Source organism: Mycobacterium aquaticum, from assembly GCF_002086485.1.
GTDB classification, from domain to species: Bacteria; Actinomycetota; Actinomycetes; order Mycobacteriales; family Mycobacteriaceae; genus Mycobacterium; species Mycobacterium aquaticum.
In genome coordinates this window covers 37,766-52,016 of the sequence record NZ_MVHF01000032.1, presented here as the reverse complement: position 1 = coordinate 52,016, position 14,251 = coordinate 37,766, and the positions used below count along the sequence as shown (strand labels likewise).

At 68.4% G+C, this 14,251-nt stretch carries 15 protein-coding genes; 8 read left to right on the top strand and 7 right to left on the bottom strand.

Going from position 1 to position 14,251, the window contains the following annotated elements:
• Position 1: 1 nt before the first annotated feature.
• Complete coding sequence (locus BST13_RS25920) at positions 2-538, bottom strand: DUF3000 domain-containing protein (protein WP_245839800.1); 537 nt, start codon at positions 536-538, stop codon at positions 2-4.
• 156 nt (positions 539-694) lie between these two features.
• Between BST13_RS25920 and hemE the strand changes: the two genes are divergently transcribed.
• The 5 genes from hemE to BST13_RS25895 all read left to right on the top strand — a co-directional run bounded on the left by hemE (position 695) and on the right by BST13_RS25895 (position 5,968).
• Positions 695-1,756, top strand: a complete 1,062-nt coding sequence (hemE, locus tag BST13_RS25915) for a uroporphyrinogen decarboxylase (RefSeq protein WP_083166956.1) — start codon at positions 695-697, stop codon at positions 1,754-1,756.
• Positions 1,753-3,126: a protoporphyrinogen oxidase gene (locus BST13_RS25910; RefSeq protein WP_083166954.1), complete on the top strand. Its 1,374-nt coding sequence runs from the start codon at positions 1,753-1,755 to the stop codon at positions 3,124-3,126. Before hemE ends, BST13_RS25910 begins: the two co-directional genes overlap by 4 nt.
• A 4-nt stretch (positions 3,127-3,130) precedes the next feature.
• Positions 3,131-3,826, top strand: a complete 696-nt coding sequence (hemQ, locus tag BST13_RS25905) for a hydrogen peroxide-dependent heme synthase (RefSeq protein ID WP_083166953.1) — start codon at positions 3,131-3,133, stop codon at positions 3,824-3,826.
• A 55-nt stretch (positions 3,827-3,881) separates the two neighbouring features.
• Entirely contained in the window at positions 3,882-4,628 is a 747-nt protein-coding gene (locus BST13_RS25900; protein WP_211296181.1) for a class I SAM-dependent methyltransferase, read from the top strand.
• Positions 4,629-4,780: 152 nt separating this feature from the next.
• The gene (locus BST13_RS25895) at positions 4,781-5,968 is read left to right on the top strand and encodes an acyl-CoA dehydrogenase family protein (RefSeq protein ID WP_083166950.1); all 1,188 of its coding nucleotides are present in this window, start codon (positions 4,781-4,783) and stop codon (positions 5,966-5,968) included.
• A gap of 6 nt (positions 5,969-5,974) precedes the next feature.
• Here the strand turns inward: BST13_RS25895 and BST13_RS25890 are convergent, their stop codons facing one another.
• Positions 5,975-7,057 (bottom strand): VIT1/CCC1 transporter family protein, encoded by a 1,083-nt coding sequence (locus tag BST13_RS25890; RefSeq protein WP_083166948.1) that lies wholly within the window; start codon positions 7,055-7,057, stop codon positions 5,975-5,977.
• Positions 7,058-7,072: 15 nt separating this feature from the next.
• A complete protein-coding gene (gene msrB, locus BST13_RS25885; protein WP_083166947.1) occupies positions 7,073-7,489 on the bottom strand; it encodes a peptide-methionine (R)-S-oxide reductase MsrB in 417 nt (138 codons plus the stop codon).
• 67 nt (positions 7,490-7,556) lie between these two features.
• On the opposite strand from msrB, the gene BST13_RS25880 reads away from it, so the two are divergent.
• A complete protein-coding gene (locus BST13_RS25880; RefSeq protein ID WP_142282835.1) occupies positions 7,557-8,312 on the top strand; it encodes a helix-turn-helix transcriptional regulator in 756 nt (251 codons plus the stop codon).
• Positions 8,313-8,393: 81 nt separating this feature from the next.
• A complete protein-coding gene (locus BST13_RS25875) occupies positions 8,394-8,963 on the top strand; it encodes a class I SAM-dependent methyltransferase (RefSeq protein ID WP_083166944.1) in 570 nt (189 codons plus the stop codon).
• Here BST13_RS25875 and aftC read toward each other — a convergent pair.
• The 3 genes from aftC to BST13_RS25860 are packed head-to-tail and all read right to left on the bottom strand — an operon-like array spanning position 8,955 to position 12,639.
• The gene (aftC, locus tag BST13_RS25870) at positions 8,955-10,247 is read right to left on the bottom strand and encodes an arabinofuranan 3-O-arabinosyltransferase (RefSeq protein ID WP_083166942.1); all 1,293 of its coding nucleotides are present in this window, start codon (positions 10,245-10,247) and stop codon (positions 8,955-8,957) included. The two genes, BST13_RS25875 and aftC, sit on opposite strands and share 9 nt — an antisense overlap.
• 21 nt (positions 10,248-10,268) lie before the next feature.
• Positions 10,269-11,840 (bottom strand): alpha/beta fold hydrolase, encoded by a 1,572-nt coding sequence (locus BST13_RS25865; RefSeq protein ID WP_211296180.1) that lies wholly within the window; start codon positions 11,838-11,840, stop codon positions 10,269-10,271.
• Between the two features lie 25 nt (positions 11,841-11,865).
• Entirely contained in the window at positions 11,866-12,639 is a 774-nt protein-coding gene (locus BST13_RS25860) for a pyrimidine reductase family protein (protein ID WP_083166939.1), read from the bottom strand.
• A gap of 34 nt (positions 12,640-12,673) precedes the next feature.
• Here BST13_RS25860 and zapE point away from each other — a divergent pair, with 34 nt between their 5' ends.
• Positions 12,674-13,735: a cell division protein ZapE gene (zapE, locus tag BST13_RS25855; RefSeq protein WP_083166938.1), complete on the top strand. Its 1,062-nt coding sequence runs from the start codon at positions 12,674-12,676 to the stop codon at positions 13,733-13,735.
• Here zapE and BST13_RS25850 read toward each other — a convergent pair.
• Positions 13,711-14,250: a GNAT family N-acetyltransferase gene (locus BST13_RS25850; protein ID WP_083167046.1), complete on the bottom strand. Its 540-nt coding sequence runs from the start codon at positions 14,248-14,250 to the stop codon at positions 13,711-13,713. The genes zapE and BST13_RS25850 overlap by 25 nt on opposite strands.
• Between the last annotated feature and the right edge of the window lies 1 nt (position 14,251).

Genomic DNA, 14,251 nt, shown 5'->3' with positions numbered 1-14,251 from the left:
CTCACGCGCGCGTGCGGGAACTCAGGTCCGTGACACCGGCAGGGGGCAACCCCGCCGCGTGCTCGAGGACTTCACAAAATGCCTCCACGTGCGGCCCCAGCTCCAAGTTGGTGGCTGTCCACGAGGCCCTCAGCTCTAGCTGATGGGCCCGCGGGGGACCGGAGATGTCGCCGTACCGCACCGAGGTGGTCGCGGTGACGGTGCCTCCGAGCGCCGTGACGTGTTCGGCGCGCGTATCCAGGGCATCGACCAGCCAGCTCCACGCCACCTCGGGCAGCAGCGGGTCGACGGCTTCACTGGAGTCCAGGTCAGCCTGGATGTAGGCCACCAGCCGCATGGTGCCGTCCCAGGCTTCGGCGCCCTCGGGGTCGTGCAGCAGGATCAGCCGACCGAAGGCGTCACCTTCGGAACGCTCCGGGACGATCGCGGTCTCGGGATGCTTGACCTCGGCGCCCAGCGCATAGCTGTAGGGCGCCAGCCGCTGTGGCGGGCGGATCGGGCCCAGCTCGATTTCCGGGCGTACGGTGGTGGCATTCATGGCCGCCACCGCCGTCCGAAACTGTGCCGGTTCGGCAGACGTCACATCTTTTGACGCTAGCCCATCAGGCCAGGACAGTGGGCAGGCGCGCCGTATTGATGCCTGCGTGGCGGTGCGGGGACTCCGGTGGCCGGCTCCGTGGCACCATAGGACCCGATGAATACCCGCCGTGAGCTGCCCGAGTCGCCCTACCTGGCCGCCGCCAGTGGCCGCGCCCCGCACCGAGTCCCGGTGTGGTTCATGCGGCAGGCCGGCCGGTCCCTGCCCGAGTATCGGGCGTTGCGCGCCCAGCACCGCATGCTGGAAGCCTGCTTCGACCCCGAATTGGTCTGCGAGATCACCCTGCAACCGGTCCGGCGGCACGGAGTGGACGCCGCAATCCTGTTCTCCGACATCGTGGTGCCGCTCAAGGCGTCGGGCGTCGGGCTGGACATCGTGCCTGACGTCGGGCCCGTCATCGAGCATCCCATCCGCACCATCGCCGATGTGGAGGCACTGAAACCGCTTGAACCGCAGCAGGTCTCACCGGTCACCGAAGCGGTGTCCCTGCTGGTGTCCGCGCTGGGCGACGTGCCCCTGATCGGGTTCGCGGGTGCCCCGTTCACGCTGGCCTCCTACCTGGTGGAGGGCGGGCCCAGCCGCCATCACGATCGGACCAAAGCGATGATGCTCGGCGAGCCGGAGACCTGGCACGCCCTGATGACGGCGCTGACCGATCTCACCATCGCCTTCCTGCAGGCCCAGGTGGACGCCGGAGTGGACGCTCTTCAGGTGTTCGACTCCTGGGCCGGGACGCTGTCGCTGGCCGATTACCGCAGCTACGTGCTGCCGCACAGCGCCCGGGTGTTCGCCACCATGGCTGCGGCAGGCGTGCCGATGACCCACTTCGGGGTGGGTACCGCCGAGCTGCTCGGCGCCATGTCCGAGGCGGTGGAACCGGCCGCGGCCTCGGTGGTGGGCGTGGACTGGCGCACCTCCCTCGTCGACGCGGCCGCCCGGGTCAAGCCGGGCACCGCGCTGCAGGGCAACCTCGATCCGGTGGTGCTGCTGGCCGGCTGGCCGGTGGCCGAGGCCGAGGTGCGCAGGGTGGTCGACGACGGCCGGAAGGCGGTTGCCGCGGGCGCTGCCGGACATGTCTTCAATCTGGGGCACGGGGTGTTGCCTGCGACCGATCCCGGAATCATCACCGAGGCAGTGGCGCTGGTCCACACACTGTGAGGCCCGCGTATTGCGTTGTCGGCGGCGGCATTTCAGGCCTGGTCGCGGCGTACCGGCTGCGCATGGCCGCCGGCCCCGACGCCGACATCACCCTGCTGGACCCGGCTGACCGGCTCGGCGGAGTCTTGCGCACCGAGCGCGTCGGCGGGCAGCCGCTGGATGTCGGCGCGGAGGCGTTCGTGGTGCGTAGGCCGGAGATGCCGGCACTGCTGGCCGAGCTGGGGCTGAGTCGTCGCCAGATCGCCACCACCGGGGTACGTCCGCTGATCTACAGCGGCGGACGCCTGCACCCGATGCCGCCCGGCACCTTGCAAGGCATTCCCGCCGAGGCGTCGTCGTTGCTAGGACTGGTCGACGACGCGACCGTGGCCCGCATCCTGGACGAGCGGACCCGGCCGCTGCACTGGCGCCGCGGTGCCGACCCCACCGTGGCCGAGCTCGTCGGGGACCGCTTCGGAGCTCAGGTGGTGACCCGCTCGGTCGATCCGCTGCTGGCCGGTGTGTACGCCGGGTCGGCGGCCACCATCGGACTGCGCTCAGCCGTCCCGCCGTTGGCCGCCGCGCTCGACCGGGGCGCCCCGAGCCTGACCGATGCCGTGCGTGCGGCGCTGCCTCCGCCGGCAGGCGACTCCGTGTTCGGCGCGCTCGACGGTGGCTACCGCGTGCTGCTGGACGAGTTGCACCGTCGGTCCGCGGCCCACTGGGTCCAGGTGGGCGCCGAACGCGTCGACCGAGCACCGCGGGGCTGGGAGGTGCTCGACGACGAGGGCACCAGGTGGCGCGCCGACGCGGTGGTGCTGGCCGTCCCGGCACCGCGCCTGCCGAAGCTGATCGAACACATCGCGCCTCGTACCGCGGCGGCCGCCCGCCGCATCCGCGTCGCCTCGGCCGCCGTCGTGGCACTAGCGCTGCCCGGCGGGACGCCGTTGCCACAGCAATCCGGAGTGTTGGTGGCAGCCGATCCGCACGACGATCGGAGAAGCCTCCTCAACGCGAAGGCCGTCACGCTGTCGTCCCGCAAGTGGGGGCGGCGCGGCAATGTCGAGTTGGTGCGGTTGTCGTTCGGCCGGTACGGCGACACCCTGGCCCGAGACACCGGCGACGAGGACCTGCTGACGTGGGCGGCGCGCGACCTGAGCACCCTGTTCGGGGTGACGGTCGACCCCGTCGACAGCCATGTGCAGCGATGGATCGATGCGATGCCGCAGTACGGCCCCGGGCACGCCGATCTGGTGGCCGAACTGCGCGCCGGTTTGCCGCCGAAAGTGGCCGTGGCGGGCGGCTATCTCGACGGCATCGGGGTGCCGGCCTGTGTGGCCTCGGCCACCCGTGCTGCCGACACACTGCTGAAACTCGGCGTGGCACGATAGTCGTATGGCCAAGCTCGATTTCGACGCATTGAACTCCACCCTGCGCTATCTGATGTTCTCCGTGTTCTCGGTCAGCCCCGGTGAACTGGGGGAGGACCGCGCCGACGTCATCGATGAGGCCGCGACGTTCTTCAAGGCTCAGGAGGACCGCGGTGTCGTGGTCCGCGGGCTCTACGACGTCGCCGGGTTGCGCGCCGACGCCGACTTCATGATCTGGACCCATGCCGAGAAGATCGAGTCACTGCAGGCCACCTACTCCGACTTCCGTCGCACCACGGCGCTGGGCCGGGCCAGTGACCCGGTGTGGAGCAGTGCCGCGCTGCATCGGCCTGCCGAGTTCAACAAGAGCCACGTACCGGCTTTCATCGCGGGCGAGGACCCCGGCGCCTACATCTGCGTGTACCCGTTCGTGCGGTCCTACGAGTGGTACCTGCTGCCCGACGAGGAGCGGCGCCGGATGCTCTCCGAACACGGCATGGCCGCCCGCGGGTACAAGGACGTGCGCGCCAACACCGTCCCGGCCTTCGCCCTGGGTGATTACGAATGGATCCTGGCGTTCGAGGCGCCCGAGTTGGACCGCATCGTGGACCTGATGCGCGACCTGCGCGCCACCGACGCGAGGCGGCACACCCGTGAGGAGACACCGTTCTTCACCGGGCCGCGCGTCGCTGTCGAAGAACTCGTCGCCAAGCTCCCGTAACCCCGGCGCGCCCGGTTGACGTGGGCGTTTCGGCAGCAGGCCTACCCTCGCGGATATGACTGCTCCAGAAGACACCACGCGTCATTTCGAAGAGATGTACCGCGACGAGCGGACATCGCACGGTTTGCCTGCCGCCACCCCGTGGGACATCGGCGGCCCGCAACCGGTCGTCCAGCAGCTCGTCGCGGTCGGCGCCGTCAAAGGTGAAGTGCTCGACCCGGGCACCGGCCCCGGCCACCACGCCATCCACTACGCGTCAAAGGGCTTGTCCGCCACAGGCATCGACGCATCGCCCACGGCAATCGAGCGCGCCAAGGAGAACGCGGCGAAAGCCGGGGTGACGGTGGACTTCCAGGTGGCCGACGCCACCAAACTCGAAGGCCTGGAAGGGCGCTTCGACACCGTCGTCGACTCCGCGTTCTTCCACGTGTTCACCGGCGAGCAGGAACTGCAGAAGTCCTACGTGCAGGCACTGCACCGGGCCACCAAGCCCGGGGCTCGGCTGTTCATGTTCGAATTCGGAGAACACAACGTCAACGGCTTCCGGATGCCGCGCTACCTCACCGCCGACGATTTCCGCGCGGTGTTGCCCGACGCCGGCTGGGACATCAACTACCTCGGACCCACCACCTACCAGGGCAATGTCAGCGTCGCGACCTTCGAGATGATGGCCGCCCGCAACCCCGAGATGGCCGAGGGCATGCAACCGCTGCTGGAGCGGTTGCGGGTGATCGAGCCCTGGCTGATCAACGGCCGCGTGCACATGCCGTTCTGGGAGGTGCACGCCACCCGGATGGGCTGATCACCTCGAGGCGAGCATCCGTGTGCGCTGCCACACTGCGGTCGCGTTGACGTTGTCACCGGTGACAACGACATCCGGACCGCGCCTCGGGACCATTGATCTACCGGGCGACCCCGTCGCCTCGTTCAGACCAACACCCGAGGAAGACAGCCATGACCAGACCCGCCACCCCGATCGACACCGCCGACTTCTATGAGCTCGAGGGCTTGTTGAGCCCGGACGAACGCGAATTCCTGCACCAGGTGCGGGAATTCATGACGTCGGAAGTCGCGCCTGTGGTCAATGGGCATTGGCAGCGCGGAACCTTCCCGTTCGAGGTGGTTCCCGGCTTCCGTCAGCTCGGCCTGGCCGGCCTGCCCTATCACGGATTCGGTTGCCGCGGTGGGTCATATCTGCTCGACGGCATGGTCGCGATGGAGCTGGCCCGCACGGACCCGTCGATCGCGACGTTCTCCGGTGTGCATGGCGGGCTGGCTATGGGCTCGATCTACCTGTGCGGCAACGAGGAACAGAAGCTGCGCTATCTGCCGGCGATGGCCCGCCTGGAGAAGATCGGTTCGTTCGGGCTGACCGAACCCGATGTCGGGTCGGGCGCCTCCCGTGGCTTGACCACGACCGCGCGCCGCGACGGTGACACGTGGATTCTCAACGGGCAGAAGAAGTGGATCGGCAACGCGACCTTTGGCGATCTCACCATCATCTGGGCCAGGGACGTCGCCGACGACCAGGTCAAGGGATTCATCGTGGCCAACGACACCCCTGGGTTCTCCACCACCAAGCTGGAGGACAAGATCGCGCTGCGGATCGTGCAGAACGCGCTCATCACGCTCGACGACGTGCGGGTCGACGAGGCCGACCGCCTGCAGAACGCCAACTCGTTCCGGGACACCGCCGAAGTGTTGCGGATGACGCGGGCCGGGGTGGCCTGGATGTCCGTCGGGTGCGCGCGCGGTGCCTACGACAACGCGCTGAAGTACGCGGTCGAACGCGAGCAGTTCGGCAGGCCCATCGGCGGATTCCAGTTGGTGCAGGACCTGTTGGTGCGCATGCTGGGCAACATCACGTCGTCGTGGGCGCTGTGCGCACGACTGTCCCAACTGCAGGACCAAGGCCGCGCCGAGGACCGGCACTCCTCGCTGGCCAAGGCGTGGAGCACGGTGCGGATGCGCGAAACCGTCGGCTACGCACGAGAACTGCTGGGCGGCAATGGAATCCTGCTGGAACACAATGTGGGCCGCTTCGTCGCCGATGCCGAGGCGATCTACTCCTACGAAGGCACCCGCGAGATGAACACCCTGATTGTCGGCCGGGCGATCACGGGGCTGAGTGCCTTCGTCTGACCGCCACTAACCGGCTGCGGTGCCGAACAACAGGCCCAGCAGATAGGTGACGGTGGCGGCGCCGTAGCCGATCAGCAACTGACGCATGGCGCGGCGCAGCGGCGGTCCGCCCGAGAGCAGGCCGACGACCATGCCCGTGCTCAGCAGCGCCAACCCCACCAGCACCGCCGACACCACCACCGCGGTGATGCCGCTCAGACCGAACAGATACGGCAGCACCGGGATCAGTGCACCGGACGCGAAGAACATGAAGCTGGACACGGCCGCGCGCAGTCCTGTTCCCACGGCTTCGTGCTTCTCGGTGGACACCTCACCCAGGGGCGCGTCACCCAGGACGCCGGCCCGCAGGCTGGCGAAGACCTCGGCGGCCCGGTCGGCTGCCTGCTGTTCGCTCATCCCGCGTGCCCGGTACACCAGGGCGAGTTCGTTCGCGTCGACGTCGAGAGCCTTCACCGCGGTGCCGGCCGCGGCGCTGGGTGTCGACGCCTCCAGCAGTTCGAGCTGCGAGTTGACCGAAACATATTCACCGGCACCCATCGACAAGGCTCCGGCGATCAGCCCGGCCAGGCCCGTCGCCAGGATCGTCTGGTTGGACACCCCGGTGGCACTGATGCCCAGCACCAGCGCGAGATTGCTGACCAGCCCGTCGTTGGCCCCGAACACCGCGGCGCGGAAACTGCCCGACAGCTGATCGCGGCCCCGGCTGGCGAGGGCGCGCACGACCTCCATGTGGATGCGCTCGTCGGCGGCCATCGTCGGCGTGGCGTCCACGTCGGTCTCGTATGCCGAACGCGCCTCGGCGCGTTGGGCCAGCGCCAGCGTGAACACCGACCCCAGGTGGCGGGCGAGGAATCCGAGTACCCGGGTGCGAATGTCGGGCCGGTGCGGTCTGCCCACCTGGTCGCCGAGCAGCGTCAACCAGTGGTTCTCGTGCCTGCCCTCTGCCAGGGCCAGCTGCAGCAGGATCTCGCGTTCGGCGCCGGTGCGGCGCTGCGCCAGGTCCCGGTACACGGCCGCTTCGGCGCGTTCATTGGCCAGATGTTGTCGCCATCGACGCAATTGCGCTGCGGTGGGCTGCGAAACCACCATGCCCGCGGGTCGCCGTCAGCTCTCGGCCGGGACCAGGCGCAGGGATATCGAGTTGATGCAGTACCGCTGGTCGGTGGGGGTGGGGTAGCCCTCGCCCTCGAAAACGTGCCCGAGGTGGCTGTGGCAGTTGGCGCACAGCACCTCGACCCGGCGCATGCCAAGGGAATTGTCCGAGCGCAGGATCACCGCGTCCGAATTGGCCGGGTCGAAGAAAGACGGCCAGCCGCAATGGGATTCGAATTTCTCTGTGCTGCGGAACAGCTCGGCCCCGCAGGCCCGGCACTCGTACACGCCTTCGGTCTTGGTGTCGGTGTATTCCCCGGTGAAGGGGCGTTCGGTGCCGGCCCGGCGGAGTACCGCGAATTCTTCCGGTGTGAGCTTCTCGCGCCACTGGTCGTCGGTCAGTTCCACCTTGGGACCCGGGTTCGTCATATCCCCAAATTACGTGGTGTGCGCCGAGGCGCGCCAGGTGTGGCAGACCCCGGGCTACCCTGCGGTCATGCGGGGCACGTGGATCACCCGGCCGGGGCAGCTGGTGGTCGTCGGCGTGTTCGGCGACATTGAGGTCCACCACCATCCGGCCGTTCAGCTCGCCGTCGGTCTCGACGGGCCCCTCGCAGTAAGTTCGGGCGACGGTACGACACAGCGCTGCCGGATCGCCGTGATGGCGGGCGGTGCGAAGCATGCGTTGCACACCGCGGGCGCGACCTCCGTCCTGTCGATCTACCTCGGTCCCGAAACCTCTACGGCGGCAACGATGAACGCGGCGAGCCGGGGGAGTAGCGCGGCGCCCGGCGTGTGGGCGGTGGACGGTGCCGATGCAGCGGCCGCCGGTGCGGCAGCGGCGGTGAGCACAGGTGATCTGGCAGGCGCGGCCGATCTGGTCGCCGGGCATCTCCTCGAATGCGCCGCAGGGCAGAACGCCGTCGAGTTGCACCCGCAGGTGCGCGAGGCGATCGCCGTTGTCTCGGCCCTGCTGCCCGGCAGCGCCGATCTCGGCTCGGTCGCCGAGCAGGTGGCGTTGTCGCCCGACTACCTGGGGCGACTGTTCCGGCAGCAGACCGGCGCGTCGTTCGCCGCGACCGCCAGGTGGACCCGGCTGCTGGTCGCGCTCGACGAGTTGTCCCGCGGCGCGTCGATCACCGACGCGGCGCATGCAGCCGGATTCAGCGACGGGGCGCACGCCGCACGCGTGTGCCGCGAACTCACCGGGATCGCGCCCCGCGACGTGGCCCGGGCGCTGCGCCCGCGCTGATGTGACGGATCTGTGCAAGCCGCGGCGACGCCACCGGCTCCATGCTGAAGGAACTCACTACGAGATCCCCGGGGAGCAGCCATGCCAGTGATGTCACGCGTCGAGCGATCGTTCTGCCGCGGGGTGCTGTGGCGCCTCACCGGTTCCGCCGTGCTCGGCGCCTTGCCGATCGAGCGGCTGGGCCGCGATGTCCTCGAAATCGGTTCGGGCAGTGGAGATGTGGCAGCCCGGCTGCGCCAGGCCCAACCTACCCTGGCGATCACCGCCACCGACCTCGACCCGGTGATGGTCGACGCCGCCGCCCGCAGACTGCAGTCGTATCCCGATGTCACCGTGATGGCCGCCGACGCGACCGACCTGCCGTTCGCCGACGATTCGTTCGACGCCGTGATCAGCTGCCTGATGCTGCATCACATCGTGGTGTGGGAGCAGGCGGTCGGCGAGATCGCGCGGGTGCTGCGCCCCGGCGGCGTGTTCACCGGTTACGACCTGGTGCGCACCCCGCCGGCGACGGCGATCCACCGCCTCGACCGGTCGCCGTTTCGGCTGGTGAACCCCGACGAGCTGACCGAGGTGTGCGCGCAGCACGGCCTGGCCCTGCAGACCCGGACCCGCCTGGCGGGTCTGGTCATGCAGTTCAACTCACGCTGAGACGGCTTCCCGCGGCTTGTTGAGCCACAGCGGGTCGATGCCTTCGTCGAGCCGGTCGTCGGCCTTGGCGTCCAGGTAGCGGAAGTACAGCACGCAGAACACCACGATCAGGATCAGTGACCAGCCGTAGGTGATCTTCATGTACTCCAGGAAGCGCCCGGTCGTCGGCCAACGCCACATCAGCCAGCGATCCATGGTCATGAACCCGTAGACCCCGAGCCATGCGGGCCAGTTGCGGATCACCGAATTCGGCAGCACCACCGTCATCAGGAACGGGAACAACGTCATCGAGTAGTAGCCCTGGGCCAGCGACAGCACCAGCCACGAGGTGATCAGCAACACCCCTGACGAGGTCAGCATCCAGAACAGTTGATCCCGCTCGCGGTAGTAGCGGTACAGCAACCACAGGCTGACTGCGGCGAGCACCACGAACGCGACGCGCAACGCGACGATCAGCCACATCGGCAGGCCGTAGTAGATGCCGTTGCCCAGGATGGCGGAGTTGAAGTAGTCGCGGGTCTGCATGATGTAGGGCAGCGTGTTGTGCACGAAGCCCATCGGATCCGCCGACAGCGGCCAGGCCACCGCGTTGAACACGATCGGCACCGCGAACGCCGTCACCAGTGCGCGCCACTGCCGGTTCAGCAGCGGCAGCAACAGCAGGACACCGAGCACGGGTTTGACCACCAGGGTCATCCCGACCGCTGCGCCGGCCAGCCACTGATGGCTTTGCTTTCCGTCCAGGAGCCAGCGGAAGAACAGCACCTCGGCCAACAGGATGCAGCCGTTGATGTTGGTGAAAACGAGTGTGTTGGTGACTGATTCGGTGCAGAACATGGCCAGCAGCAGCGCCGGTAGCGCCACCGAGGTCAGAGAGAACTTGAACAGGCGTACCAGAAGGCAGGCCGCGATGATGACCGCCACCGCGTTGAACGCGACGAACCAGAAGCGCGACGCGAACTCCGGCAGGAACCCGAACGGCGACAGCAGCAGCGTGCCGCCCGGCGGGTACAGGTAGTGCGGGTCGACGAAATTGAAGTGCTCGTTGTAGATGGCCCAGTGCCGCCGAAAATTGGACACCGCGCGGTACACCGGGCCGAAGTCGTCGGTGATGTAGCCGTTGGTCGAAAGGACGTAGCTGCGGTGGATGATCGACATGATCGCCAGCGGCCACAAGACCGAGCGCAGCACCGTCGCGGTGCTGGGCGGGGAGGTGCGGGGACGGAATGTCCCCAGAAGGCCGTTACGGATGGAATCTACTGCCGTCACCAGCGAACCGTACACCGGCGGCCGGACGCCGAGCTGTCAGGCAGGACAGAACGTGTCGGTATCCGGCACCTTGCCGGTGTCGAGATACAGCGTGATCGGTTGCAGCGCACAGGGTGTGTAGATGCTGGCGCCGTGACCGATGCCCTGCCACATCACCCGACGGTTGGTGGCGCCGGCGTTGATGATGCTGGCGGCGACGGCCGAGACGCCCTCGTTGCCGACGATGGGATCGTTCTGCACCCCGAGGATCAGCACCGGGATCTTGAGATCCTTGGGGTCCGCCGGTGCCGAACTACTGGGCCAGTTCAGGCATTTCACCAAATCCAGCGCGCCGACCGCGCCGAACTGCGGGTACAGCTTGCCCCACTGCACGACGAGTTCGCGCACCCGGTCGGGCGTCGGCCGGTTCAACGCGTCCCCGCAGCTGTTGATGAACTGCCCGTCGGTCTGCCGAAGTGACTGGGCCTGGGTGATCAGGTTGTTGAGCAGGTTGGGGTCACCGGAACGGGCCGCGGCCAGCGCGGCGGCCAGGTCATTGGTGGAGCTGACGCGGTCACCGTGCGGGAACCCCAGCGCGGTGCTGATGGCGTCGACCACGGCAGCCACCGAGGCGCCGCCGGGCCCGCGGCCTGCGCGGGCATCGGCCAGCAACGCGTCGACGGCGCCCTTCGGATCCGGTCCCAGCGGGCAGTTGGTGGCGACACACTGCGCGGCGAACGCGTCGAGCGCCGCCTGCTGTCCCTTGACTCGCTGTTCGGCGGCGGCCTCGGCACCGACCGCCAACGGCAGCGGTGAGTCGAGGATCAGCCGTGACACCTTGTTCGGGTGGGATCCGGCGTAGGCGAGCGCGACCTGCGCGCCGTTGCCGATGCCGAGCAGGGCCAGGGTGGGGACATCCCAGGTACTACGCAGCCGTTCGAGATCCTCGGCGGCGTGGGCGTTGTTGTATGCCGAGTCGCCGGGGGCGATGGTGTCGGTGCAGTTGGTGGTCGCCGTCTGGGTCACCGCGCCAAGATTGGCGACCGGGTCGTTGCCGGACTGGAACTGCGCCTGGTCCTGCATTTCCTGACGGTCGTAGACGTCGCGGCAGTCGACGGCCTCGGACATGCCCATCCCGCGCCGGTCGACAGCGACGATCGGATGGGCGGCCAACGCGTCGGCGCCCGAGCGGGACAACCACACCGGCAACTGGACCGACGTCGGAATGTCCGAACCCGTGGTCATCACCAGGGGACCCGCGTTGGGTGGCGTCTGCGGCGAGGTCGCCCGCACCACACCGATGTTCAGCGATCCGCTGGCGCCCTCGATCGGGTCGAGGTCGGCGTCGTAGGTCGCGCACTCCAGTTTGATCCCTGGGGCCGGCGGGATCGCGGCATTGCTGAACAGCCGCGCCGTGCAGTCACGCCACTGCAGTGGATCGTTCTTCGGGGCCTCCATGGGTGGCGGGCCGGCAGGCGGGGGCGCGCTGGTCTCCGGCTGTCCTTGCGGGTGGGCGCCGGTGCCGGTGGCGTACTTCGGATCCGCGGCAAGGATCGGGGCGCACCCGGCGAGCAGTGCCGACACGGCCACGGTCGACACACTCAGGGCCCTCACCAGCTGATGACGCATGGCCACCACAGTAGCGATAGGTCCGTCAGCGACCGCGGACGTAACGCGTGTACAGGAAACCGTCGTGGTCGGTGAGCAGGTGTGCCGGACGCATCTGGGCGTGCACCTGGCCGGGGCCGGTGGCGATGCGGCGCGCGACCCCGCCGATGAGCAGCGGCGCCACCGTCAGACACAGTTCGTCGAGCAGATGGTTCTCGATCAGCGTGCTCAACAGCTGCGGTCCGCCCTCGGTCAGCACCCGGAACAGTTTGCGTTCGGCGAGGATCCGCAGCGCCACGACAGCGTCGACCCGCCCGGGGTCGCTTCCCGAGGCGTCGATCACCTCTGCCACCGCGCCCAGCCGGTGCCGCGCGTCATGGACGGTGTTGGTGCACGTGAGAATCAGGGGAGCCACGTCGGTGCGCGTGAAGAACAACGAGTCGTGATCGAGGTTGGCCGACGCGGTGATGACCGCGATCGGGGGTACCTCGGCCTGGCCGCGCTCCTGCCGGGCCTCCCGTTGCGCGGCGGACAGTTGGACGCCCGAGTAGTTCTCGATGCGGACCGTGGCCGCGCCCATCAGGATCACGTCGGCTGCTTCGCGCATGATGTGAAACAGCGCGCGGTCACCCGGCCCGCCCAGTCCGCCCGACTTTCCGTCCGACGTCGCACCCCCGTCCAGGCTGGCGATCATGTTGGCGCGCACCCAGCACCGCTGCAGATCATCGGGGTAGGCGTAGAGCTCGCGGACCCGGGGATCGTCGACGGTGTCGAGCGGCCCGAGCACTGTGAGCTGTGTCCCAGCGATGTCATCGGACATAAGCAGAATTTGAGCACGTCGTTACGCTGCCTGCATGCACGGGTCCAGCGACGTCGCTCATCTTGCCGATCGGCACCCCACCGTCACGCCCGAGCGGTTGGTGGCGCAGTTGATCCCACCCCCGACGTTCGCCGACGTCAGCTTCGACACGTACCGGCCCGACCCGGCGGAGCCGTCGCAGGCCGCGGCAGTGCAGTCGTGCCGGCAGTTCTGCGAGCAGGCCGCGGTGCGGCGGGCCGGGAAGAAGAAGCTGTTCGGCAAGCGTGAGGTGCTGCCCGGCGTGGGGCTCTACCTCGACGGCGGGTTCGGTGTCGGCAAGACCCACCTGCTGGCGTCGACGTATTACACGCTGTCGGCTTTGGGCGAGGCGCCGACGGCGTTCGCGACGTTCGGTGAACTCACCCAGCTGGCCGGCGTGTTCGGCTACAACGAGTGCATCGACCTGCTGGCCAACTACGTGGTGGTCTGCATCGACGAGTTCGAGCTCGACGACCCGGGCAACACGACGCTGATCTCACGTCTGCTCTCGGCACTGGTCGAGCGTGGCGTGTCGATCGCGGCGACCTCCAACACGCTGCCCGAGCAACTCGGCGAGGGCCGGTTCGCCGCGCAGGACTTCCTGCGGGAGATCAACACGTTGGCGCAGATCTTCACGACCGTGCGCATCGAGGGCCCTGACTATCGTCATCGCGATCTGCCGCCTGCCCCCGAGCCGCTCACCGACACCCAGGTGGCGGACCGCGCGGAAGCCAAGCCCGGCGCCACACTCGACGGTTTCGACGCCTTGTGCGCGCACCTGGCGACCATGCATCCGTCGCGTTATCAGGCCCTCATCGAAGGGGTGTCCGAGGTGTTCATCACCGGCGTGCACCCGATCGACGATCAGAGTGTGGCGCTGCGCCTGGTGGCGCTGACCGACCGGCTCTACGACGCGGGCATCCCGGTGCTGGCCTCGGGAACCAAGCTGGACACGATCTTCAGCGCCGAGATGCTCGCCGGCGGGTTCCGGAAGAAGTATCTGCGGGCCACCTCGCGCCTTCTCGCCCTGACCGCCGCGGCCCAGCAGGCCGATCAGACCGGCCGCACCATCACGTAGTCGTTCTCGATGCCTGCGCCAAGACGAAACGTCTTGGTGCCGTTGACCGTAAAGCCGTGCTTGCGGTAAAAGCGCTGGGCGCGTTCGTTTTTCTGATTGACACCCAGCCACACCGAGGAGAAGCCCTGCGTTGTGGCCAGCTGCAGCGCCTCTGCCACCAACGCGGCGGCCGCACCCGCGCCGTGCCGCTCGGGCAGCACATAGATCTTGGACAGCTCGATCGCGGGGCGGGCCACGACGGCGCGCTGCACATCGTCGTCGTCGGGAACACCGCGAATCAGCATGGCGTACCCGGCGATTGCCTCTCCATCCCTGGCGACGAGCACGATCCGCTCCGGGTCACCGAGGTAGTCACCGAACCGCGCTTCGGAGAGATTCTCGGCGATGAACGCGGCGATGTTCTCCGGGGTCGACGACGGCGGACAGGCCAGCGGGAACGTCGCGGCCGCGACGGCCGCCAGCTCGGGCAGATCGGCGCGGCGCGCCTGATCGACGACGACAGCGCCCCTGCTCATC

Bases quoted from the DNA above. Each gene is read 5' to 3' on its own strand.
- BST13_RS25895 (WP_083166950.1), top strand. From the start codon at position 4,781: ATGACCAGACCCGCCACCCCGATCGACACCGCCGACTTCTATGAGCTC.
- msrB (WP_083166947.1), bottom strand. From the start codon at position 7,489: ATGACGAACCCGGGTCCCAAGGTGGAACTGACCGACGACCAGTGGCGC.
- BST13_RS25900 (WP_211296181.1), top strand. From the start codon at position 3,882: ATGACTGCTCCAGAAGACACCACGCGTCATTTCGAAGAGATGTACCGC.
- BST13_RS25880 (WP_142282835.1), top strand. From the start codon at position 7,557: ATGCGGGGCACGTGGATCACCCGGCCGGGGCAGCTGGTGGTCGTCGGC.
- hemE (WP_083166956.1), top strand. From the start codon at position 695: ATGAATACCCGCCGTGAGCTGCCCGAGTCGCCCTACCTGGCCGCCGCC.
- BST13_RS25875 (WP_083166944.1), top strand. From the start codon at position 8,394: ATGCCAGTGATGTCACGCGTCGAGCGATCGTTCTGCCGCGGGGTGCTG.
- hemQ (WP_083166953.1), top strand. From the start codon at position 3,131: ATGGCCAAGCTCGATTTCGACGCATTGAACTCCACCCTGCGCTATCTG.
- zapE (WP_083166938.1), top strand. From the start codon at position 12,674: ATGCACGGGTCCAGCGACGTCGCTCATCTTGCCGATCGGCACCCCACC.
- BST13_RS25890 (WP_083166948.1), bottom strand. From the start codon at position 7,057: ATGGTGGTTTCGCAGCCCACCGCAGCGCAATTGCGTCGATGGCGACAA.
- BST13_RS25865 (WP_211296180.1), bottom strand. From the start codon at position 11,840: ATGCGTCATCAGCTGGTGAGGGCCCTGAGTGTGTCGACCGTGGCCGTG.
- BST13_RS25860 (WP_083166939.1), bottom strand. From the start codon at position 12,639: ATGTCCGATGACATCGCTGGGACACAGCTCACAGTGCTCGGGCCGCTC.
- BST13_RS25850 (WP_083167046.1), bottom strand. From the start codon at position 14,250: ATGAGCAGGGGCGCTGTCGTCGTCGATCAGGCGCGCCGCGCCGATCTG.
- BST13_RS25920 (WP_245839800.1), bottom strand. From the start codon at position 538: ATGAATGCCACCACCGTACGCCCGGAAATCGAGCTGGGCCCGATCCGC.